This is a genomic window from Microcoleus sp. PH2017_09_SFU_O_A, from assembly GCF_020738625.1.
GTDB lineage: Bacteria > Cyanobacteriota > Cyanobacteriia > Cyanobacteriales > Microcoleaceae > Microcoleus.
Genome location: NZ_JAEQCF010000063.1, coordinates 18,837 through 40,998, shown reverse-complemented (window position 1 = coordinate 40,998; position 22,162 = coordinate 18,837). Strand labels below are relative to the sequence as shown.

The following is a 22,162-nucleotide window of genomic DNA, read 5'->3' as shown; positions in this document are numbered from 1 at the left end:
CGCTTCAGCGCTCTTAGGTAAGTAGTTGCGCTTCAGCGCTCTTAGGTACGTAGTTGCGCTTCAGCGCTCTTAGGTACGTAGTTGCGCTTCAGCGCTCTTTGGTACACAACATACGCAGCAGATTGAATGAAATATAATTTAAGTTATGAATACAGAACCTCAACCGGGCAAATCCGAGAAATCATCCAAAATTAAAGATATATCAACACTGCTGCGGGACGATCGCTTCTGGAAAATAACCGGACAGGCGATCGCCCTAATTTTAGTAATAACAGTCATCGCTATTCTTTGGGACAACCTCACCGCCAATTACGCGCAACTAGGAATTGCATTTGGATTTGACTTTCTCAATTCCCAAGCATCCTTCGACATCGGCGAAAGCGTAATTCCCTACAGTCCCGAAAACAGTTACAGACAAGCTTATTTTGTTGGTTTGATCAACACGCTGCGGGTAATGGGCCTGGGGATTGTTTTCGCAACAATTGCGGGTTTGACTGTAGGAATTGCCCGCCTTTCCGACAATTGGATCTTGCGTAATTTAGCAGCTTTGTACGTGGAGATTTTGAGGAATACACCGTTATTGCTGCAATTATTTTTCTGGTATTTTGCAGTATTCATTTCCATGCCAAAACTGGAAGACAATCAACAGATGCGCGGCCCGATTTACTTGACAAATCGCGGGATTGCTGTACCTTGGCCTGCGCCTTTGCCAGGTTTTGAGATTTGGTTGATTTTGCTAACTGTGGGAATTTTGGCGGCGGCGGGGCTGTGGATGTGGCGGGCGCGGGTGATGGTGGAAGAAGCGAAGCCTGGAAGACAGTTGTTTTGGGCTGCTGGTGCGATCGTCCTGAGTGCAATTTTAGCTTTGATTATCACCCAAAATCTGCCTTTTCGCGTCGATTTTCCGCGCCTGACACCAGCATTGCAACTCGAAGGAGGATTAAAATTAACTCCAGAATTTGCAGCCCTAGTGACAGGACTCAGCTTGTATACTGGCAGTTACATTGCCGAAATTGTCCGCGGCGGAATTCAGTCAGTCTCGCGAGGCCAGTGGGAAGCGGGAAAGTCTTTGGGACTTAAATCTGGAACCCTGATGCGGATGGTAATTTTGCCGCAAGCTTTGCGGGTAATTGTGCCGCCGTTAACCAGTCAGTATCTGAATTTAGCGAAGAATTCGAGTTTAGCCGTGGCGGTGGCTTATCCCGACGTTTACTTTGTGGTGGGTTCTCCGACGTTGAATCAGACCGGAAGGGCGATCGAAACAATGCTAATTATCATGGTAACATACCTAACAATTAGTTTGATAGTTTCTCTGTTTATGAATTGGTACAATCACACGGTACAAATTAAGGAAAGGTAAATAACAGTTGACAGTTGACAGTTGACAGTTGACAGTGGATAGCGAAGTCAAAAGTTAAGTTTATTATAATCTGGAACTAAAGTTGAAATGACTTACAGAGATTTTAACTTAAAAACAGTAACAAAAAAATTCGGTTTGACGATTAGCGATCGCATCAATATGTTCTCTCCTGTGCCAGAATTAGAACCAAGTCCCTTACTTGTAGAAATTCTCAAAGAGAACGCAGGCATTGCCTTAAGCAGCAATACTGACAAGTCTCGCTCGTCCATGATAACCGCACCGATTTTAATCGAACTTAGAAAACTGTTTAACCATCAAATTGGTCTTTTTTGTGGAATAGATTTTACAGTTGATGCCGAAAAAGGATTAGCTGGAAATTGCGATTTTTTGATTAGTCGTTCTTCATACTTATTAATGCTTACCGAACCAGTAATTGCGATCGTAGAAGCACAAAACGAAGATATTAATGCAAGCTTGGGGCCATGTGTAGCCCAAATGTTAGCAGCTAGAATATTTAACGAATGCGAAGGCAACACAAATGCAACAATAAATTATGGGGCTGTTACTAGCGGCCAAACCTGGAGATTCTTAAGACTCAAAGAACAAGTAATTGAAATTGACTTGACAGAATATTACGTAACAGATGTCAAGAAAATATTAGGAATATTAGCAAGTGCAATTCAGCAAGCAATCTAAAATCTAACATCTAAAATACATGGAAACAACCCCCGTACTGCCGCCTCCCGCCACCGAATCGCCCACCCCTTGGAATTGGGCGCGCAAAAACCTATTTAGTACCTGGTACAACAGCATTCTGACAATAGTTTGCTTAATTGTCGCCTTCCAAACAGTTAAAGGAATTATCGTTTGGGCCACAACAAAAGCTAAATGGCGCGTGTTAGAAGCAAACTTGCCACTATTTTTTGTGGGCAGATTTCCCAGCGAATCCTACTGGCGGCTGTGGATAGTAGCCGGAATAATTGCCTTATTGGGAGGTTTAACTTGGGGAAATATTCAGCGAGATGAACGTCTTTGGAATCCGCCTACACTGATTTTACTCGGTGCTGCCGTTGTTGGTGCGGTCATTACGCCGATCGACCTTACCTCTCGCTTCTACCTCTTAGGAATTATTATCGCAACCGCCGCCAGCTATGTCGCCGCGAGACAAATTAATCCCAACCCCCCCCAACCCCCCCTTGGTAAGGGGGGGCGAGGGGGGGTTAGCTGGATACCCGGAATTTGGGCTCTTTCCTTCCCGCTGATTCTGTGGCTAATTAAAGGCGGATTAGGTTTGACAGAAGTCTCGACAAATGACTGGGGCGGTTTAGTGCTGACGCTGTTTTTAGCAATTATTAGCATTGTGCTTTCATTTCCCCTGGGAGTATTGCTTGCCCTCGGGAGACAAAGTTCTTTGCCAGTCGTCAAACTGCTGTCAACATTGTACATTGAAATAGTGCGCGGCTTGCCTTTAATTGGCATTTTGTTTTTAGGTCAAGTCATGCTGCAATTATTCTTACCGCCGGAATATCCCAAATTGGATAGAGTGATTCGAGCGATCGCCGGATTAACATTATTCAGTGCGGCATACTTGGCTGAAAACGTGCGCGGCGGTTTGCAGGCTGTGCCCAGAGGACAAATAGAAGCAGCAAGGTCGATCGGGCTAAACACACCACTATTGACCATTCTGATTGTACTACCTCAAGCACTGCGAACAGTCATTCCGGCGATCGGCGGTCAATTCATCGGATTATTCATGGATACATCCCTGCTATCGCTATTTGGAATGTTAGAATTAATCGGCATATCCCGCGCCGTTTTAGCAAATCCATCCTACATCGGCAGGTACGCCGAAGTTTACATATTCGTCGGCATCATCTATTGGGTATTTTGCTACTCAATGTCACTGGCCAGCCGCAAAATAGAGAAAAGTTTAGAAAAAAGTCATTAGTCCACAGTCTGTAGGGGCGGGTTCACCAACAAAATAGAACTCCCAACCCAAATATATATAAACCCGCCCTCCCAACCCAAATATATATAAACCCCCCCTCCACTGAAGTAGTCAACAGTCATCAGGCAATAATTATTCGTCATTATTTAAAGGAGAAAATTATGCAAGATACACTAACAGTTCCCGAAACAGTAATCGTCGCAGAAAACGTCCACAAATGGTACGGACAATTTCACGTACTGCGCGGCGTCAGCATGAACGTGAACCGAGGCGAAGTCGTCGTCGTGATGGGCCCTTCAGGTTCCGGCAAATCCACGTTTATCCGCACTTTTAACGCTTTAGAAGCCTATCAGCAAGGCAAAATTACGATCGACGGAATCGAACTTTCCCACGACTTGCGAAACATCGAAAAAATTCGCCAGGAAGTAGGAATGGTGTTTCAGCAATTCAACCTATTTCCCCACCTATCAGTCCTGCAAAACGTCATGCTAGCGCCCGTATGGGTGCGCCGCTGGCCGAAGAAAAAAGCAGAAGAAGTAGCAATGCAACTGTTAGAAAGAGTCGGGATTTTGTCCCAAGCCCAAAAATATCCCGGACAATTATCTGGCGGACAGCAGCAGCGGGTTGCTATTGCACGTTCCCTAGCAATGCAGCCGAAAATCATGCTATTTGACGAACCGACATCAGCATTAGACCCGGAAATGGTGCGGGAAGTTTTAGATGTCATGCGAAATTTAGCGCAAACAGGAATTACAATGGTAGTGGTGACTCACGAAGTCGGATTTGCGCGCGAAGTTGCCGATCGCATTGTGTTGATGGACGGCGGCGTTTTAGTGGAAGAAGCGAAGCCAGAAGAGTTTTTTCAGAACCCGAAGGAAGAACGCACACGCAAGTTTCTATCTCAGATATTGTAAACAGAACTTACGTCATTATAGGTTAGTAGTGAGGACTTTAGTCCGCATCCCATCAGAAAACTAAACTCATCATTAAAAACCAGAGAGTGAGGTTCGTAGTGAGGACTTTAGTCCGCATCCAATCAGAAGACTAAACTCATCATTAAAAACATTAATAGGTTCGTAGTGAGGACTTTAGTCCGCATAAGATCAGAGGACTAAACTCATAATTAAAAACCAGAGAGTGAGGTTCGTAGTGAGGACTTCAGTCCGCATAAGATCAGAGGACTAAAGTCCTCACTACGAACCGTTATTTGTGATTCATTCCCTTGACTTGGATAACAGCGTTAGAATAGTAGATATAAGTCATAAAATCTCAAATTTATATGCCGTCCACAAAAACGCTGCCACTAATTAAAGATGCAGAACGCCTAGAAAGCCGCCTCAAAGAAATTCCGGCAGTTCCTGGTGTATACTTAATGCGCGACGAGAGCGATCGCATCCTGTACATCGGCAAATCCAAAAAACTCCGAAACCGAGTCCGTTCCTACTTCCGCGAAAGCCAAAACCTCAGTCCCCGCATCGCGATGATGGTACAGCAAGTGCGCGAAATCGAATTCATCGCCACCGACACAGAAGCCGAAGCTTTGGCCTTAGAAGCAAACCTCGTAAAACAGCACCAACCTCACTTTAATGTCCTCCTCAAAGATGATAAAAAATATCCTTATTTGTGCATAACTTGGTCGGAAAAATACCCGCGCATTTTCATCACCCGCAAACGCCGCGCGGGTAGTGCGAAAGACCGCTACTACGGCCCCTACGTCGATACAGGGGCGCTGCGGAGTACGCTGCATTTGATTAAGCGGATTTTCCCCTTGCGACAGCGCCCTCAACCGCTATTTAAAGACCGTCCCTGTCTGAACTACGATATCGGCCGCTGCGTCGGTGTTTGTCAAGGGTTAATGTCTGCGGAAGATTACCAAAAAATCATCCAAAAGGTAGCCATGATTTTCCAGGGAAGGACTCAGGAATTGCTGGATATTCTGGAACCACAAATGGAACAAGCAGCCGAAGATTTGAACTTTGAAACTGCGGCCAGGATTCGCGACCAAATTAAAGGTTTGCAATCTTTAAGTGCTGGTCAAAAAGTGTCTTTACCAGATGATACCGTTTCCAGGGATGCGATCGCCCTGGCAGCAGACACGCAGCACGCCTGCATTCAATTATTCCAGATTCGTGCAGGTCAATTAGTCGGCAGACTGGGCTTTATGGCGGAGATACCCAGGGCGGGCACAGGGGCACCGCCCCTACATTCCTGGGAAGAAGAATTATCTCAACCTTCTCTTACCTCCCCCCCAAGGCTTGGGGGAGTAGAGGCCGGGGCGATTTTGCAGCGAGTTTTGGAGGAACATTATCAAAATGTCGAAGCCGTAGAAATTCCCAGCGAAATTTCTGTGCAGTACGACTTACCAGAAGGCGAAATATTAGCAGATTGGTTGAGCAACCGCAAGGGGCGAAAAGTGACGATTTTGACTCCGCAGCGCCAAACTAAGGCGGAGTTAATTGAGATGGTGGAACGCAATGCTGAGTATGAATTGGCGAGAATGCAACGATTGAGCGATCGCAATTCTCAAGCAATGCAAGATTTAGCCGAAATTCTCGATTTACCAGAAATGCCGCACCGCATAGAAGGTTACGATATTTCTCACATTCAAGGTTCGGATGCGGTAGCTTCCCGTGTCGTATTTATCGACGGTTTACCAGCAAATCAACACTACCGCCACTACAAAATTAAAAATCCTGAAATAAAATCCGGTCATTCTGACGACTTTGCTAGTTTAGCAGAAGTTATCGGCAGACGATTTAGGATCAAAGAAGCAGAAGGAAACAGCAAGAAGCAAGATGAATTTAGCGAGTTAGCAGAAGCGGAAGCAGTCAGTAATTTGTCTTCAGTTTCTCCTAATATTGCTGACAAACCGGATTTGATTATGATAGACGGCGGCAAAGGTCAACTGTCAGCAGTTGTGGCTGTTTTGCGGGAGATGAATTTGCTAGATGAGTTGCGAGTTGTGAGTTTGGCGAAGCAGCGAGAAGAGATTTTTTTGCCGGGGGAATCTTTGCCGCTGCCAACTAATTCTGAGCAACCGGGTGTACAATTACTGCGGCGGGTGCGGGATGAGGCGCACAGGTTTGCTGTGAGTTTTCACCGAGATCAAAGAAGTCAGAGAATGAAGCGATCGCGCTTAGATGAGATTCCGGGGTTGGGACACCACCGACAAAAACTATTGTTAGCGCATTTTCGGTCGATCGACTACCTGCGTTTAGCAACTCCCGAACAGTTGGCGGAAGTTTCTGGGATTGGCCCGCGTCTGGCGCAGCAAATCTACGCTTATTTCCATCCGTAAAGCCTTTAGTAGCGTGGAAGAGGGGATTTGGGAGGCTACGAGTCCCTATTCAACCACTTTCAAGGAGAACTTGAGAAATTTTGCACGGGCCTATTGCAATTCTCAGAAGCTTGTGGTATGTTTAGGTTCTGTGTGAATGCGGGTGTAGTTTAGTGGTAAAACTTTAGCCTTCCAAGCTAACTATGCGGGTTCGATTCCCGCCACCCGCTTATTAAACAAAAAGCCTCAAACCAACGAGAAATCAACGGTTTGGGGTTTTTTATTGCCGATTTTTTGGCTGGGTGGGGCGTCAAAAAGACTAGAAATTGGATACAAATTGACGACAAAACGACCAAACTGAGTATCAAGTGACTGCCCGATCGCCCTTTTTGAACACAATTTGACTAGAATTTGAATACAATTTGACTAGAAATATCCAGCCGAGAGTCAATAGCGGTATGGTGTGGCGTGCATGGAACCCTAGATAATGGGAGTTGTCTGAGTCCCGTATCTGGAAGAATAATCGGTTAACATAGAGTGCCTCCAGTTGGCAAGATTGGCGATCGCACTCAGCTTGAGTTATGACTGATTCGGAGTCGCATCAGTCACAAGGAGAACCCGTGAAATATTTTTCAGTAGTAATGTATTTGCTGCGGGAACGGCAACAATTTCTCGAAGAAATTCGCGACGGTGTTAAGCTCAAATCTAAAATTTTTGGTTTGTTAATTTCCAGTACCATATTTTTTGGTATTTACGGAGCGATACTAGGTGCATCAAGTACGTGGATGCAATGTCTGGTTTCAGCAATCAAGTTGCCAGCGCTTTACTTACTGACGCTGATTATCTGCTTTCCCACACTGTACTTTTTTAATGTCATGTTTGGTTCAAAACGAACTTTTGAACAGTATTTGACATTGTTGATGACAGCAATGGCGATGATTAGCGTTTTGCTGTTTGGATTTGCACCTGTCAGTCTATTTTTTCTGATCAGCAGTACCAATTACAATTTTTATCTGCTGCTAAATGTTGCGATCATGGCAGTCACAGGATTTTTGGGGGTCAGCTTCATTTATCAAGGAATGCACTTTCTGTCCGAACAAGATGCGGAAGGAAAAGACATCAGGCTAAATATTTTGCGGTTTTGGTTGGGACTGTATGCGTTTGTGGGCAGTCAGTTGGGATGGACGCTGAGACCGTTTTTTGGCGCACCGGGACAAGCTTTTCAACTGTTCCGAAGCCGAGACAGCAATTTTTATATGAGTCTGTGGGATTCAATTAGGTCTCTGGGAGGATTTTAATTAATGCTAATTTAAGGAGATTTGCCCTAGTGATACAAGCGGATTTGGATGAGTTGATAATTCCTGAAAAGGAGTTGGAAGATTTGAGCGGAATAGCTTTGAGCGACGGTTTTTCAGGGAATTTTTATCGCCCTGCTACACTCCGGGACGGCAAAAATCTGTTTGCTCTTTTGTTGCACGAGTTGCTGATATTTTGCGTGACGCTTGTTGTCTCGCTCCCGGTTGCTTTGCTGGCCAATAGAAATCAAGTTGGTTTTAGCGATGCTGAGATATTTGTCCGGGTTTTACAAATAACTTTGGGTTTGTCCCTGGCGATTACTGTTGTTTGGAATGTCTATAAATGGGTAAAAGCAAAGCCTTTAGCAACCCTGGCGGGTCTCTTGGATGAAGTTGAGAAGTATCATGAGGTGATTAAGGCTTTAGATATTATCGATCGCCTAACGGCTGCTGGCAATTTACAAGCCAATTTAATTAATCGACAAGATGCAATTGAGGCCTTAAAAATTACTAGAGAAAGTTTAGTCTGTGCTTTGAAAACAGAAAGGATTCTCAGGGAAAATCATAAATTCATTGGTCGCCGTTACGAGTTATTTGCTAATATTGAAAGTAATTTGGCGGCTTTGATGGCGCTGGATGTGAGCGATCGCGCGAGCGAATACGGCCGGTTGCTAAATGAGGCTCTGGAAATTGGGATGAGCGTGCACAAAGAGGTAAGAAAGTTGCAAAATGGCAAATAATTTGAAGTATGTTGTTGCGCTTTAGCGCTCTTTCATGTATATACAGAAAGAGCGCTGAAGCGCAACAACGTACCTTTATTGAATCTGTAGGAACTACGAACCTTTTTTGGGGACAATTTTAATCGTCAAATATATCCAACTGTTGTCCCTCCGACTCTTTTTTGCCATCTTTTTTAACACCCTTCCGCAGCCCGATCGCAATTTTGCTATGTTTCTCAATCTGCTTCATCACCTGTCTCGCCCTATCAATCACCGACGGCGGTAAACCAGCCAACCTCCCCGCTTCAATTCCGTAGGACTTATCAGCACCGCCGGGGTGAACTTCGTGCAAAAATACAATTTGATCCGGCAATTCCTTCACAGTCACCTGATAATTTGCCACATTATCCAAAATAGAAGCTAACTCATTTAACTCGTGATAGTGAGTCGCAAAAATCGTCCGCGCGCGAATCTCGCTGGCTAAATATTCTGCCACAGACCAAGCAATCGAAAGCCCGTCAAACGTTGCCGTTCCCCTACCAATTTCATCCAACAAAACCAATGATTTCGGCGTCGCGTGATTGAGAATATTGGCAGTTTCGTTCATTTCTACCATAAACGTAGACTGACCGGTTGCTAAATCGTCCACGGCGCCGACACGGGTAAAAATGCGATCGCAAATTCCCAAAGTCGCAGCCTTCGCCGGGACAAAACTGCCCATCTGCGCCATTAACTGGATCAAACCAACCTGGCGCAAATAACAACTCTTGCCGCTAGCATTCGGCCCAGTTAAAATAATTAAATCTGGGCGACTTAGCGCTGCTTCCCGACCCAAAAAAGCCGAATTAGGGACAAAAAATCCCGGCGGTAAAGACTTTTCCACCACCGGATGACAACCTTCAATAATTTTAATTTCCCGACTTTCTGTCATCATCGGGCGACAGTAATCTTGATAAACCGCTACTTCCGCCAAACCGCACAAAATATCCGCCGCCGCCACCGCGCGGGAAACGTTGCGAATAATTTCGGCGTGTTCTCCTACCTCCGATCGCAATTTCGCAAAAATATCGTACTCCAAGTGATTTAAATCTTCCCGCGCCGTCAGAATTCGCACTTCCCTTTCTTTTAATTCTTCTGTGCTGTAGCGTTCTTCATTGGTGAGAGTTTGCTTGCGGGTGTAGTCGTTCGGTACTTGGTCAACTTTCGATTTGGTAATGCTGATGTAATAGCCGAAAGCTTTATTGTAGCCGACTTTTAAATTAGAAATTCCGGTGCGTTGCCGTTCGTTAGCCTCTAAACGGGCAATCCATTCTTGATCGGCTGATGCAGTGTGGCGCATCTTATCAAGCATGGGATTAATGCCCGATCGAATCAAACCTCCTTCTTTTAAATGAATCGGCGGTTCCTCAACTAAATAAGCGTGAATTTGAGTTGCTAACTCTTCTAAAATGGGCGGGACATTTTGCAGCGCTTTTAAATAGGGCGAGATTCCTTCAGTTGCGATCGCCGCCAGTTGGGGTAATTTTGAGAGAGAATCGGCTAAAGCGACCAAATCCCGAGCGCTAGCGGTTCCAGAACCCGCGCGCCCCGTGAGTCTTTCGATGTCGTAAATTTGGCGCAGCAACTGCTGCAAATCTTGGCGCAGCGGATTGTTTTCTACTAATTCTTGAATCGTATCGTGGCGGGCGCAAATACCTTTAATGCTGAGCAAAGGTTGCAGCACCCAGCGGCGCAAAGCGCGGCCTCCCATGGCGGTGCTGGTTTTGTCTATAGCCCACAGCAGCGAACCGTGAAACACGCCATCTCTGACTGTTTGAGTAATTTCGAGATTGCGGCGGGTTTGATAGTCCAGTGTCAGAAAATCGGTGAGTGTGTAAGTGTGCAATCTTTGCAAAGCAACTGCTTTTTCTTTTTGAGTTTCTTCGAGATATTGCAGCAAACCGCCGGCGGCGCGCACTGCGAGGGAAAGGTGCGCGCATCCGAGGCCTTCGAGCGATCGCACTTTGAACTTTTGCAGGATTCGCTGTTTTGCTTCGGACAAAGTAAACGGGATTTGCGATCGCAAAGAATAGCAAAACGAATTCGGCAAACAATCGGGTAAATGCTCGGATTTCTCTCCCGGCCTTAACATCGTCACCAAATCCGGCGCATTAGTCGGAACCAGGACTTCCGAAGGCTGCAAACGGAGCAATTCTAATGTTAATTGTTCTAAACTGTCGGCTTGGGTAGTGACGAATTCTCCTGTAGAAATATCAGTATAAGCCAATCCCCAATGTTCCCCAGCGATGACGACTGCTGCTAAAAAGTTATTTTGTCGGGGTTTGAGCATTCCATCATCCGTCAAAGTTCCTGGAGTGAGAATGCGGGTGATTTCGCGCTTGACTTGGCGGCCTTCGCGGGCGGCGATCGAGGCATCTTCAACTTGGTCGCAAACTACTACAGCATAGCCTTTTTCTACTAACTGAGAAGTATAGCGATCGAGGGCGTGATGCGGCACTCCTGTCATCGGCACTCGACCGATTTCTTTGCCGCTTTCTTTGCTAGTGCAAACAAGTTCTAATTCCCGCGAAATCGTCACTGCATCTTGAAAAAAACACTCAAAAAAATCTCCGACTCGAAACAATAAAAGTGCGTGGGGATACTGTTCTTTCACTTCCACATACCGCTGCATCATCGGCGTCAGCTTAGTGAATTCTAATAGGCGGTGGTCGGCATTGGGGATGTTGGCTTGACTGGGGTCTGTTGGGGTAGATGCAGTGTAAGGCATAAAAGGCGATCGATAAATTTTGATCTTTAACAACTTTAGCGCAAGCTCGGCTTTTAGCTATAGCTAATGATACAATTTTTGACGATTAATCCTCCTCCAGCAGGGTGCGCGATTCTCAAGATGCGAGCCCAGTTATATGGTTCGTAGTGCCCTTCGTAGTGCCGTTCGTAGTGCGGACTTCAGTCCGCTCTTATCCTGCGGACTGAAGTCCGCACTACAAACCGCGCGTGCGGTTAATCGAGCGGACACGATATGAGAGAGCAGCGACTGGCGATCGCCAAAAACAACCTCAGCCATCCCTGTTAGCTGTTAAAACAATAATGCTAAATTTATTGCAATTTACTCTGGGATAAACTCTACCTTTTTTACAACTTAAAACAGCCGAAAGATAGATTTATAAATTATACCTCGGATAGAGAGATGCCACATCTTATATGCTTAAAATTAAAGCATCCAGCCAAGTGATTTAGCTGCGGAGTAAATTTAAGATTTAGAATCAAAAATCTGGGAGTTAAGTAGAGGAGAACACAATAATGAAAGCTCTTTGCTGGCACGGAGCAAATGACGTGCGAGTTGATAATAGACATCTTGCAAAAATAGGGAGTTCCTGATTCACGGTATGAAAGGCTAATATGCCAGTCAGAGAAACCAGTATCGACAAAGCTTGGGGATTTTCAACTGATTTTTTTCATACCCTGATTAAGCAACGCCGGCTTGACCATCAAAATGGGACAGACGCACGTTCACCGCTATTTGCGCCCTTTGCTCGATCGCGTTCAAAAAGGCGAAATTGACCCAACCTTCGTGATTACGCACCGCATGAAATTGGATCGAGCGCCCGACGCTTACGAGATTTTCAAACACAAAAAAGACAAGTGCATCAAAGTTGTTCTCAAACCATAATTCACCATTAATTCACAAGGAGAAACTATGCTTTTACAAGAAAAAGAATCCGGCGACTTGATAGAAATCATCGATATCGCGACTTTAGTCAGCCCTACAAAAACAGAGGTGGGCGGCAAAAGTCAAGCAGGTGAAGAGGAGCAAGAGCCGACTACTTTTGAGAAGAATAAATTGGTTTTTCCCTCCGGGGAAGTCCTGCCGCGCTGCTGGACAGAGGAAAATTATAAAACTCAAGGTTCGTAGTAGGGACTTCAGCCCTCGATTGACTCATTAAGTCTTGGACGCAACTGTCACCTTAATAAAGGTACGTAGTTGCGCTTCAGCGCTCTTTGCTTATATCTATGAAAGAGCGCTGAAGCGCAACTACGTACCTAAGAAAGATTTGAGTCCCTGATTTGTTAATTATTTAAGGACTTAAGTCCTTACTACAAACGAGATTTTTGCAATAATTATTGTCATCACTAACAGCCAATAAGTTATGGAATTGCAAGCAGTACGCCACGTGATTTATCCGTGGAATCAATCCCAAATCGAAAATCGAAAATCCTCTCTTCCCCCGAATTTATCCGTGGGGTCGCCTCTAAAATCTAAAATCGATTGACGGCACTCTCATACTCAGCAAAGATGCTCACGCTCAAGCTTGGGTAGAGGCGTTTGCTGCTTACGGATACGAGGTGCCTTTTGAGAAAGTTCGCCCGCTAATTGGGATGGGAGGCGACCAACTTATACCTACTAACATTTGATTAAAAGGACTTTTGCAAGAAGTCTACAATCCACTCTACCTGATGCGCTTCCGTGCGATCGGGAATGTCGAGGCGATTAGCCAATCGTTGAATGGCTGCTTCTGGGACTGCTGCTGTGCGCGATCGATTCCGCCGCAATACTTCTTGTAGGGGAACTTCCAGGTAAACAATCCGAATACGCGCTTGATAACCAGCAAAGAAATTAATTAATTGCTGGCGCATTTGTTTAGTCGTATTGGTGGCATTCCACACAAAAGAACGTCCCGATTTCATGTATTCCCGCGCACGATTTTTAGCTTCTACGATGACATTTCCGGGAGTTCGATCGGGAGGAACGTTCATCTCTTTTCGCAGCGCATCCAAGGAAATAACAGGCCAATTGGGTAGATTTTCTTTAATCCAATAATCTTTACCGCTTCCGGGTAATCCCGACATCAAAACAACTTCGCATCGAGTATCATCAAATGCTTCATAATCGGGGTTTCCGTTGTCTTTGCGGAAGTAGATAAATCGGCTGTGGTCTGAGGCGAATTGTCGCGGAGAATCCAAACAATTATTTTCTTGACAAAACTCCCGAAATAGCTGTATTTTATCTAGGATTTCTTGTCTGTCGCTACACTCGCGGCCGCGCACGTCTGCTTCTGCTAAAAGTGCGAGGAAATCGCAGCGGACAACTTGACTAGCCTTAATTACAGACTGCTGCGGGTTGGGTTTGTCTAGCAGCCAGATGGGTAAACTGCCGAATTGGACGATCGCGCAAACAGTCTCCCGAATGATAAACTGCACCGGCGGGTCAAATTGAGCTAAAATTTGTCTGACCATCCTCGCACCTTGACGGGCGTGACCTTTCGAGCTAATTCTGCCATTTTCTTCTATCTTTGTAAAAGCAGGTTTTGCGACATCGTGCAGCAAAGCCGCAGCAAAAACCATTGAACGTTCTGGCGCAGAAAGCTGTCGCCACTTGGGGGAGGATATTAAGGCTTCGCAGACCATTTTGGTATGAATTAAAACATCACCTTCAGCGTGATAAATCGGATCTTGCTGGCATCCTTCTAAGTTTTGAATCCAATCGAAATGATTGTAAATGCTTTCCCAATCTAGGAACCAATCGGGCGGTTCTGGACAAAAGGGAAAAGTCCAAGTTGCAGAGTGTGATAATAAAGCAGTCATAGTTTCACCTATTTATTAATAACGCAATTTCTTCGTCCGCGGAGGCGGACATTGTTTGTGTAGCAGCGGTTTCAACCGCCGACTCTTAGCTAAAATTAAATAAATCAGCACCCGGACGCAAAATATTCGGTATAATCGGGCGATTCAGCCAATGTCCCTCCGCATTTTTAATCGCAGTCAAAAAGCTAGCGCGCACGTACTTGTAACGCGCCTTGACAATTCCATCTGCTTCGACTTTAATATACAGACCCTCCATGCGATCGCTATTGTCAGTCTCCTTCAAAGACCGCTCTTCATCTAACCCCAATTCCCGACACTGCAAGCGCAACCGCTCCAAATGTCCAGGTTGAATAAAATTAGATTTGTCCATAAACTGCATCATGTGATTGGGCGATTTTACCACTCCTGAAAAAAGAACAGGAACTGACACTAACGGCACTCCGCTTAACAACTGACGGCGGGCTTCTGTACTCAAAAACTGACTGGTTTCCAAGTCCAGCACGTCGTATTCCATAAAATAGTGTGGCAGAAAATCATAAAAAACTGTGTGTTTGGCATAAAGCCATTCGCCGTACAAAATATAACGATTTCCCAGCACTTCTCCCAGGACTCCGCTGAGACTGAAAGCCCACTGTTTGAATAAGTTAAAATGCTTTTCTCGCGGCCCGCCGGTGAGATAGTGGCCGCGACTTTGCAGCAGCATTTGCCCGTCTGGCGCGAAGCTGATGCCTGTATTGGCGCCGTCTACCTTTTCTTCGATAATTAAAGGGCGATCGGCAATAGCGCTAAAAGGCACGCTGTCGAGGTCTTCATCTCCCGGCTGGAAACGCGAACCTTCGATGTGATAAGTTCTAGGATATTTGACAATTTCCATAACCGATTTTATATTTGAGATTTTAGAGGCCAGCCAATTCATTAGACTAGATTGTAAAAGTCTTTTGAATCAAATTTTCGGACAATGATTTTCACAAGAGGTATATTACCATTATAATAGATGCATCACAAAGGAGCGTATATTTTGAAAAGTCAAAGTTTCCAGAGCGTAACGTCAGCGATCGCTGGAATTCTATTAGTAGTCGCGCTACTCCTGGGCTTCAACTCTTTTGTTGTCATCAATCCAGGTGAAGCAGGGGTGGTTAGCATTTTAGGAAAAGCGACTGATGGAGCGTTGTTAGAGGGATTTCACTTCAGACCCCCGCTGATATCTAAGGTAGATGTCTACGATGTCACAGTGCAAAAATTTGAAGTTCCCGCCCAGAGTGCTACTAAAGACCTTCAGGATTTAAATGCTAGTTTTGCGATCAATTTTCGCCTCGATCCTGCCAAAGTAGTAGATGTCAGAAGGACTCAAGGAACTTTAGAGAATATAGTTTCTAAAATTATTGCTCCTCAGACGCAAGAAGCATTTAAAACAGCCGCTGCGCTGAGAACCGCCGAACAATCTATTACTCAAAGAAGCGAACTGAAACGAGACTTTGATAGTGCACTTAAGGAAAGGTTATCAAAGTATGATGTAATCGTGCTTGATACTAGCGTTGTTAACATTCGATTCTCCACAGATTTTGCGAAGGCGGTTGAGGAGAAACAGGTTGCTGAACAGCGGGCGCAAAGGGCTGTTTATGTTGCTCAAGAAGCTGAACAACAAGCTCAAGCTGATATTAACCGCGCTCAAGGTAGGGCTGAAGCTCAAAGACTTTTGGCGGAAACTCTGAAGGCTCAAGGCGGCGATTTGGTTCTGCAAAAAGAGGCGATCGAAGCTTGGAGAAGCGGCGGCGCTCAGATGCCAAAGGTATTGGTTATGGGTAGCAATTCGAGTCGGGTTCCTTTCATTTTTAATATGAACGATACGCAGGAAGAACCCGATCGCCCAAAAGCGATCGACAATTAAAATAGCACTTACCCTCTGAAACCTTGTTTCTGGGAAAATGTTGGCTTTGCTAACCACAAATCTCGCCCGAAACCGGGTTTGCTCAGAAAGCCTGCCGAAGTCCTATGAGATTTGCCGGAGTATGCTACACTTCTGAGAGTCAAAATATAGCGACAGCTTAAAACCTTTCGCTATTAAACCAAAGTCCGCAATTAAAACGCAGACAGCACACTCATTTTAGGAAGCAAGGAGAAATTATGACCCGCGCTATTATGGAAACCGACAAAGGTACAATCAATTTAGAACTGTTCGATGCGGATGCGCCGAATACAGTGAAAAATTTTGTTGACTTGGCGGAAAAAGGTTTTTACGACGGACTATTGTTTCACCGAGTCATTCCTAACTTTATGGTTCAAGGTGGCTGTCCCAAAGGCACTGGAACAGGCGGGCCCGGCTACAAAATCAAGTGTGAAATCAACTCAAACAAACATTTGGCAGGCACTTTATCGATGGCTCACGCAGGCCGCGATACGGGTGGGAGCCAATTCTTTATTTGCCATTCTCCCCAGTCTCATTTAGATGGAGTTCACACAACTTTTGGCAAAACTGAGGATATGTCTGTCGTGAATGCGATCCGCCAAGGCGACAAGATTATTTCGCTCAAAATCGAGCATTAATTTTCAGTAATTAGTGATGTTTGTAGTAAGGACTTTAGTCCTTATTGCAAACAATATTAGTTGAAATTGAATCATTCATCTTCGAGGGAAGTGTCTAACAGTTCAATTTCTAAATTTTCTTCATCATCCTCATAATTAAATTCCAATTTGCTCTGCTTGATAATTTCATTTAATATATTATTTAAATACCCTTTGGCAACAGCTTCTTCAAATCTGTCTATCAGAATAGCAACATTGATTATTTCTTCTATACATTCCATATAACGCGAGACGATCGCATTTATTGAATACTGTTTTCGAGCCTGCGCTTCAATTTTACGTCTAATCTCAATATCGGAATCTGAAGATTTAACTACAAATGTTATCGGATACCTTTCAATTTTATCAATGTCTAGGAAATATTTATTCATATCTACAGTTTCTGTTACCTGAAAAAAACGTCCTAGAGGCTTCATTACAAAATCAATTCCGCCATCATTTGCATTTGTCCGACCTGTTTTAAACAGTTGTAAATTTTCTTGCTGGAGCCTATCAAGCTCATAACCCCAATAGATACATATGTCACTATAGTAGTATTTTAAGATACTGTAGCTGACTATCTCGAATATTCTAGCATCTACAGTTGGTGCAACTATTTGTTTGATAAATTGTATTACTTGCTTCTGGGTCAATGCTTGAGCCTCTTTACAAAGTTGCAGAAACTTGTCAAAGCTATCTCTCTTAGCTTCAACGTAAGCATCAATGATTTGAATTACTGTTTCTGCTATGTTATGTACATTTTCCTGAATTTTAACTTTTAATAAATTTTCGTTAAACCAATACCTGTTAGTTTTGGGATTTCTCAGAACTGGGATAAAGTCACAAGTAGGAAAATATCTTTTAAATTCTTCATTAAGCCTGTGGTTCAAAGCATGGTTTTGAAGCTTTTGTCCAAACGGTAATTCGCGCTGTCTCTTAAAAATATTTGTATAAACTGCACCTGCATAATCTGAATACATATCGCTTTGATGAAAACCTCTTAAAAAATAGTCTTCAACTAAAACATAGATAGCATATAAATTCGCAAAACTTCCTCTTGATTTTGAGCCTCTATTTGCAGATTTAGTTTTGATATTCAAATATTGAATTAGCTCGCTTCCAGTAAATATTTGCTCGCCAGACGCGCCCAAATTTTCTGCTAAAATTTGCTTGATTGTTTTAGTAAACTCGTGTTCCATTGAATCAAAGTTGTAAGTTAAGTGTTAACTGTGTGGGTGAAGTTTCACCAGGATTTATTTCCGATGTTTGCTGCTCTTTTTTGTCATTATAAGTAGCTTGTAACCTATTTAATCCTATTTCTACATACTTGTTTTGTAATTCTATTCCGATTGACTTTCTCTTAAGCTGTTTGGCAACAAATGATGTGGTAAAAGTCCCAGAAAATACGTCTAATACAACGTCTCCCTCATTACTACTTGCTTTGACAATTCGTTCTAACAAAGATGTTGGTTTTTGGGTAGGGTGATCTTCGTACTCAGGCATACGATATCTGACTCTCGGAAACTCCCATACATTACCTGGAACTTTTTGAGAATTATATACTGATGGTGTAGACTTGCGGTAATCAATTAGTTTTCTGACTGAGCCGGTTTTTGCCTCTACCAGAATATCGGAGGAATTAAATGTATAATTTCGTTTGTCTTTGACACAATATAAAATAGGTTCGTACAGAGAACCGTAGTATTTTTTTGCTTGGACTCCCGAACTGTCATAGTACCACACTATTCGTGAAAGAATTGTCAAACGATCGCGCAAATATAAATCGAAGTAAGGCATACATTGAGTTGAAGCCATCAGATACAAGCTGCCGTTGTGCTTGAGCTTATCAATACATAAATTCAACCAGGTATAACTCCATTCTAAATAATCGCTCTCTGATTCCCACTTGTCTTTAAAACCATTGAAGTCTTTGCCAATATTATAGGGAGGATCGGCAAAAATCAAATCGACTGAGTTGTCTTTAATTTCATGAGAAAGGACTTCTAACACATCTCCCAATATGAGCTTGTGTCTGTCTACTTCAAAGATTTTCATTTTGCCTAATCTTTTCCAATCAATACGTCATTTTGTCAGCTAGAGTTGATATTTACTAGAACTCCTCAATACAGTTCATATTTGAGCAAAGTACAGGGAATCGAGCCATTAAAAACCGGAATTCGCTTCGATGTTCTGAGTCCAACCTGTTTACCCAACTCCTTATTCCCAGTCAAAATAAACGCATTCCAACCTTTAAAACGCTGCTTGAAAATATCGCCCAACATCTTGTACAAATCTCCCAATTCGCTAGCATCTCCCAGGCGCTCTCCGTAGGGAGGATTGCAAATCAGAACGCCTCTATCTGTCGGTGCTTCCAACTCGGATAACTCGGTACGAGCAAACTTGATTTTACCTGAAATACCTGCTTGCTGGGCGTTGGTGCGAGCTTGATCTAACATATCAGAATCGCGATCGCACCCGGCGATTATTTCTTTAAGTTCGGGCAATTCGCTGTTTTCAGCTTCAGCCCACAATTTATCCCACAAAGGTTCGTCAAAATCGCGCCACGTCATAAATCCAAACTTGTCTCGAAACAATCCAGGCGCAATGTTCAAAGCCTTTAAAGTCGCTTCCAAAGGCAAAGTTCCGGAACCGCACATCGGGTCTAAAAATGGTAAATCTGCCGTCCATTCTGCCATCTCTAACAAAGCCGCAGCCAGGGTTTCTTTGAGCGGAGCCAGCCCCATTGCGGGGCGATATCCCCGGCGGTGCAAACTGCCGCCGGAACTGTCTAAGCTCAAGATAGCGCGGTCTCGATGGATGTGAAGGTTAATTAGTAAGTCGGGATTTTCGACATCAACATTGGAACGTTTGTTAAATTGCAGGCGCTGTTGGTCGGCGATCGCATTTTTGACCTGCAAAGCTGTAAAGTGGGTGTGATTTAAATTTTCGTTGCCACCGGTACAGTTGACTGCTAATGTATTGTGAGGCTCTAGGTATTCGTCCCAAGGAATTTTCTGGACTTCGCGGTAGAGCATATTTGAGTCGTAACACCGGAATTCGGCGATCGGCATTAGCACTCGAAAAATAGTTCTCGACCACAGATTGACGCGGTACAATAAAGCGCGATCGCCCGCGAAGTAAACTCCTGTAAAATCGGGCTTGACATCTTGCGCCCCTAAACTTTCTAATTCTTGGGCGGCAATGGTTTCTAAACCGCGCGCAACTGTAGCAAAATATTGATTCATTGATGATTACGAAGGAAGTTCGGCAGCGAGCAATGTACGGGATGTAACGGATGTAACGGATGTAACGGATGTTAACGGATGTTAACGGATGTAGGAGGGAAGAAATAGCTATAGCCTTTCTCAAAAAGATGAGGTATGACTGACAGCTTATTATCACCCTTAAGCTAAGAGGGCTAAAGCCCAACAACATACCTCATCTTTCTGATAACCGCTATAGGTGGTTGGGGATTGGGAATGGGTTTTTCTCGATCGCCCAAATTAGATAGTAGCTCGTTTTAATCCTAAGTCTCACAAACAACACTCTACCTTAAGGTAGATGCCTCTGTTTCAAAAGACTGATATTTTTACTACTTATTGTCAAGAGTGGATTGCCGGTTTAGCAGTATGTGCGTAAGGGCGATCGGTCTAAACCGCACTCGCTCAACCTCCTGAATCCAGCAGCAGAGGGGATTCACGCTTAATCATCAACTGGGTTAGCAACTGCTGCGAAGTACCCTTGCAGCCCGCTTGTTGAAAAGTATTCTTAACTACTTGCACATTTTATTGACTTCATGTTAGGCTTCTAGTCAAAGTTGAGAATTCAAGCCCTAACGTCACAGTCAGGGAAAATTTCAGCTAAATGGGTGTCATACAACAATTGGAGACCATTATGTCAAAGGCAATCAACGGATCTGCTCTCAAACTGTCCCGCGCTAGCAAAATCCAAGTAGAAGTCAAGGAAATTGCCAAGCACGCCACAGCTAAAAATATCTCTTCTGCGCTTAATGTTGATGCCGATGGCAGCGATGTTACCAACGAGTAATAGCAGGTTTTTCAGTTAGACTTCGCATCCCCAAGCAACAAGTAGTAGATTTTACTGTTGTCTGTCGGGAAATGTGGAGTAATTGAGGGCAAGCGTAAAGCATTGTCCTCAATTATTCAATTGTTCAAAATTTATTGAGAAGTTTTATCAATAGAATTTATGCGATCGATCGCCAATTTAATCAAACCATACAATCTCGAAGATTTTCTAAATAACAACTGGACAAACAAAGCAGTTGTCATTCCCAGCGAAGGGAAAAAAGACTTTGCACATTTATTTTCCTGGGAAAAACTCAACTACCTGCTCAACTTTCACGAATTAAAATATCCCGACATTCGCTTAGCAGTAGCAGGAAAAGTTCTCGACGCCAGCGAAAACGTCAATCTCATAAAACTGTGCCAATCGGGAGCAACTTTAATCGTCAATCAAGTTCACAAACTCATCCCAGAAATAGCTGAATTTGCAGCAGAAATAAAAGCAGACTTAGGTTATCCAAACCAAGTAAATGCCTATTGTTCTTGGCCGGAAAAACAGGGGTTTTCTTCCCACTACGATACCCACGAAGTTTTCATCTTGCAAACAGACGGGATTAAGCAGTGGTATGTATTTGCCGACACAATTAAATACCCGCTGATCGACCAAAAATCCTCCGCATTTTCGCCACCAGAAACTCCACCGTATTTAACCTGCACTTTGCATCCCGGAGATATGCTTTACATACCGCGCGGACATTGGCATTATGCAGTTGCTTCAGATGAACCGTCGCTGCATTTAACATTAGGAATTCACTGCAAAACTGGAATTGACGTTTTAGAATGGTTGGTGGGCGAATTGCGACAACAAGAAGAGTGGCGTCAAAGTTTACCGCTGCGAATAAATCCAGATTCCATTGATGTAAGTGTAAATAATTTAATTACTGAATTGCACCGCTACGCAAACAGTAAAAATCTTGGAGAAGAGTACAGCAGCTACCTTGACAGTTTAGCAAAACCAGTGGCGAAATACTCTCTCCCTTATCAAGCAGGGTTCAACATTTTTCCCTACGGGATTCAAACTAAGTTTAGGATTCCCAAGTTTCTGCGGGTGAGAATTCGCGAATTGCCTGACGGGTGTGGATACAAAGTTGTTGTTGGAGGTAAAGAAGTATCTCTGAAAGGAGTAACGGAGAAATTTATGGACAATCTATTCAGTACAGAATTTTTTACAGGAGAAGATGTGATGGATTGGTTGCCAGATTATGATTGGGAAATAGATGTAGTGCCACTTTTGTCTAAGTTAGTAGTTGACGGAGTGATTTTTGTTGGTTAAAACTAGAGAAGGGTACTAGCTGTAATGAATGGGTTGTTAAAAGAGTAATTTATGACACATAAC

General features: G+C 43.9%; 19 protein-coding genes and 1 tRNA gene. 14 read left to right on the top strand and 6 right to left on the bottom strand.

Annotation, left to right across the window (positions count from 1 at the left end):
• Window positions 1–145: 145 nt before the first annotated feature.
• The 8 genes from JGK16_RS22245 to JGK16_RS22210 all read left to right on the top strand — a co-directional run bounded on the left by JGK16_RS22245 (window position 146) and on the right by JGK16_RS22210 (window position 8,620).
• Window positions 146–1,360 carry an ABC transporter permease subunit gene (locus JGK16_RS22245; RefSeq protein ID WP_293192556.1) on the top strand — a complete coding sequence of 405 codons (1,215 nt, stop codon included), beginning with the start codon at window positions 146–148 and terminating at the stop codon, window positions 1,358–1,360.
• An 87-nt stretch (window positions 1,361–1,447) separates the two neighbouring features.
• Window positions 1,448–2,056, top strand: a complete 609-nt coding sequence (locus tag JGK16_RS22240; protein ID WP_293186316.1) for a hypothetical protein — start codon at window positions 1,448–1,450, stop codon at window positions 2,054–2,056.
• A 19-nt stretch (window positions 2,057–2,075) separates the two neighbouring features.
• Window positions 2,076–3,308, top strand: a complete 1,233-nt coding sequence (locus tag JGK16_RS22235) for an amino acid ABC transporter permease (protein WP_293186315.1) — start codon at window positions 2,076–2,078, stop codon at window positions 3,306–3,308.
• A 161-nt stretch (window positions 3,309–3,469) separates the two neighbouring features.
• Window positions 3,470–4,222 (top strand): amino acid ABC transporter ATP-binding protein, encoded by a 753-nt coding sequence (locus JGK16_RS22230; protein WP_293186314.1) that lies wholly within the window; start codon window positions 3,470–3,472, stop codon window positions 4,220–4,222.
• A gap of 365 nt (window positions 4,223–4,587) precedes the next feature.
• On the top strand, window positions 4,588–6,606 hold the full coding sequence (uvrC, locus tag JGK16_RS22225; protein WP_293192558.1) for an excinuclease ABC subunit UvrC: 2,019 nt from the start codon (window positions 4,588–4,590) through the stop codon (window positions 6,604–6,606).
• Window positions 6,607–6,744: 138 nt separating this feature from the next.
• Window positions 6,745–6,815 (top strand) — tRNA-Gly (locus tag JGK16_RS22220).
• 390 nt (window positions 6,816–7,205) lie between these two features.
• The gene (locus JGK16_RS22215; protein ID WP_293192561.1) at window positions 7,206–7,883 is read left to right on the top strand and encodes an actin-binding WH2 domain-containing protein; all 678 of its coding nucleotides are present in this window, start codon (window positions 7,206–7,208) and stop codon (window positions 7,881–7,883) included.
• Window positions 7,884–7,912: 29 nt separating this feature from the next.
• Window positions 7,913–8,620: a hypothetical protein gene (locus JGK16_RS22210; RefSeq protein ID WP_293192564.1), complete on the top strand. Its 708-nt coding sequence runs from the start codon at window positions 7,913–7,915 to the stop codon at window positions 8,618–8,620.
• Window positions 8,621–8,738: 118 nt separating this feature from the next.
• Here JGK16_RS22210 and mutS read toward each other — a convergent pair whose 3' ends face one another.
• Window positions 8,739–11,366, bottom strand: a complete 2,628-nt coding sequence (gene mutS / locus JGK16_RS22205; protein ID WP_293192567.1) for a DNA mismatch repair protein MutS — start codon at window positions 11,364–11,366, stop codon at window positions 8,739–8,741.
• A 714-nt stretch (window positions 11,367–12,080) separates the two neighbouring features.
• On the opposite strand from mutS, the gene JGK16_RS22200 reads away from it, so the two are divergent.
• Window positions 12,081–12,269 (top strand): hypothetical protein, encoded by a 189-nt coding sequence (locus JGK16_RS22200; protein WP_366039216.1) that lies wholly within the window; start codon window positions 12,081–12,083, stop codon window positions 12,267–12,269.
• A gap of 27 nt (window positions 12,270–12,296) precedes the next feature.
• Window positions 12,297–12,512, top strand: coding sequence for an acetyltransferase (locus tag JGK16_RS22195; protein ID WP_293186305.1), 216 nt, complete (start codon window positions 12,297–12,299; stop codon window positions 12,510–12,512).
• Between the two features lie 500 nt (window positions 12,513–13,012).
• Here JGK16_RS22195 and JGK16_RS22190 read toward each other — a convergent pair whose 3' ends face one another.
• Both JGK16_RS22190 and JGK16_RS22185 read right to left on the bottom strand, forming a co-directional pair.
• Entirely contained in the window at window positions 13,013–14,182 is a 1,170-nt protein-coding gene (locus JGK16_RS22190; RefSeq protein WP_293186303.1) for an AAA family ATPase, read from the bottom strand.
• Window positions 14,183–14,267: 85 nt separating this feature from the next.
• Window positions 14,268–15,056 (bottom strand): RNA ligase family protein, encoded by a 789-nt coding sequence (locus tag JGK16_RS22185; protein ID WP_293192570.1) that lies wholly within the window; start codon window positions 15,054–15,056, stop codon window positions 14,268–14,270.
• Between the two features lie 144 nt (window positions 15,057–15,200).
• Here JGK16_RS22185 and JGK16_RS22180 point away from each other — a divergent pair, with 144 nt between their 5' ends.
• Both JGK16_RS22180 and JGK16_RS22175 read left to right on the top strand, forming a co-directional pair.
• Window positions 15,201–16,070: a prohibitin family protein gene (locus JGK16_RS22180; RefSeq protein ID WP_293186300.1), complete on the top strand. Its 870-nt coding sequence runs from the start codon at window positions 15,201–15,203 to the stop codon at window positions 16,068–16,070.
• A gap of 236 nt (window positions 16,071–16,306) precedes the next feature.
• The gene (locus JGK16_RS22175) at window positions 16,307–16,726 is read left to right on the top strand and encodes a peptidylprolyl isomerase (protein WP_293186298.1); all 420 of its coding nucleotides are present in this window, start codon (window positions 16,307–16,309) and stop codon (window positions 16,724–16,726) included.
• A 71-nt stretch (window positions 16,727–16,797) separates the two neighbouring features.
• Here the strand turns inward: JGK16_RS22175 and JGK16_RS22170 are convergent, their stop codons facing one another.
• The 3 genes from JGK16_RS22170 to JGK16_RS22160 all read right to left on the bottom strand — a co-directional run bounded on the left by JGK16_RS22170 (window position 16,798) and on the right by JGK16_RS22160 (window position 19,989).
• Entirely contained in the window at window positions 16,798–17,943 is a 1,146-nt protein-coding gene (locus JGK16_RS22170) for a restriction endonuclease (RefSeq protein ID WP_293186297.1), read from the bottom strand.
• 4 nt (window positions 17,944–17,947) lie between these two features.
• Window positions 17,948–18,799 carry an adenine-specific DNA-methyltransferase gene (yhdJ, locus tag JGK16_RS22165; RefSeq protein ID WP_293186295.1) on the bottom strand — a complete coding sequence of 284 codons (852 nt, stop codon included), beginning with the start codon at window positions 18,797–18,799 and terminating at the stop codon, window positions 17,948–17,950.
• Window positions 18,800–18,864: 65 nt separating this feature from the next.
• Window positions 18,865–19,989 (bottom strand): THUMP domain-containing protein, encoded by a 1,125-nt coding sequence (locus JGK16_RS22160; RefSeq protein ID WP_293186293.1) that lies wholly within the window; start codon window positions 19,987–19,989, stop codon window positions 18,865–18,867.
• 649 nt (window positions 19,990–20,638) lie between these two features.
• Between JGK16_RS22160 and JGK16_RS22155 the strand changes: the two genes are divergently transcribed.
• Both JGK16_RS22155 and JGK16_RS22150 read left to right on the top strand, forming a co-directional pair.
• Window positions 20,639–20,791 (top strand): hypothetical protein, encoded by a 153-nt coding sequence (locus JGK16_RS22155; protein WP_293186292.1) that lies wholly within the window; start codon window positions 20,639–20,641, stop codon window positions 20,789–20,791.
• A 159-nt stretch (window positions 20,792–20,950) separates the two neighbouring features.
• Complete coding sequence (locus tag JGK16_RS22150; protein ID WP_293192573.1) at window positions 20,951–22,099, top strand: cupin domain-containing protein; 1,149 nt, start codon at window positions 20,951–20,953, stop codon at window positions 22,097–22,099.
• The last annotated feature ends 63 nt before the right edge of the window (window positions 22,100–22,162 follow it).

Coding starts and splice junctions, on each gene's coding strand:
- JGK16_RS22245 (WP_293192556.1), top strand. CDS start 146: ATGAATACAGAACCTCAACCGGGCAAATCCGAGAAATCATCCAAAATT.
- JGK16_RS22240 (WP_293186316.1), top strand. CDS start 1,448: ATGACTTACAGAGATTTTAACTTAAAAACAGTAACAAAAAAATTCGGT.
- JGK16_RS22235 (WP_293186315.1), top strand. CDS start 2,076: ATGGAAACAACCCCCGTACTGCCGCCTCCCGCCACCGAATCGCCCACC.
- JGK16_RS22230 (WP_293186314.1), top strand. CDS start 3,470: ATGCAAGATACACTAACAGTTCCCGAAACAGTAATCGTCGCAGAAAAC.
- uvrC (WP_293192558.1), top strand. CDS start 4,588: ATGCCGTCCACAAAAACGCTGCCACTAATTAAAGATGCAGAACGCCTA.
- mutS (WP_293192567.1), bottom strand. CDS start 11,366: ATGCCTTACACTGCATCTACCCCAACAGACCCCAGTCAAGCCAACATC.
- JGK16_RS22195 (WP_293186305.1), top strand. CDS start 12,297: ATGCTTTTACAAGAAAAAGAATCCGGCGACTTGATAGAAATCATCGAT.
- JGK16_RS22190 (WP_293186303.1), bottom strand. CDS start 14,182: ATGACTGCTTTATTATCACACTCTGCAACTTGGACTTTTCCCTTTTGT.
- JGK16_RS22185 (WP_293192570.1), bottom strand. CDS start 15,056: ATGGAAATTGTCAAATATCCTAGAACTTATCACATCGAAGGTTCGCGT.
- JGK16_RS22175 (WP_293186298.1), top strand. CDS start 16,307: ATGACCCGCGCTATTATGGAAACCGACAAAGGTACAATCAATTTAGAA.
- JGK16_RS22170 (WP_293186297.1), bottom strand. CDS start 17,943: ATGGAACACGAGTTTACTAAAACAATCAAGCAAATTTTAGCAGAAAAT.
- yhdJ (WP_293186295.1), bottom strand. CDS start 18,799: ATGAAAATCTTTGAAGTAGACAGACACAAGCTCATATTGGGAGATGTG.
- JGK16_RS22160 (WP_293186293.1), bottom strand. CDS start 19,989: ATGAATCAATATTTTGCTACAGTTGCGCGCGGTTTAGAAACCATTGCC.
- JGK16_RS22155 (WP_293186292.1), top strand. CDS start 20,639: ATGTCAAAGGCAATCAACGGATCTGCTCTCAAACTGTCCCGCGCTAGC.
- JGK16_RS22150 (WP_293192573.1), top strand. CDS start 20,951: ATGCGATCGATCGCCAATTTAATCAAACCATACAATCTCGAAGATTTT.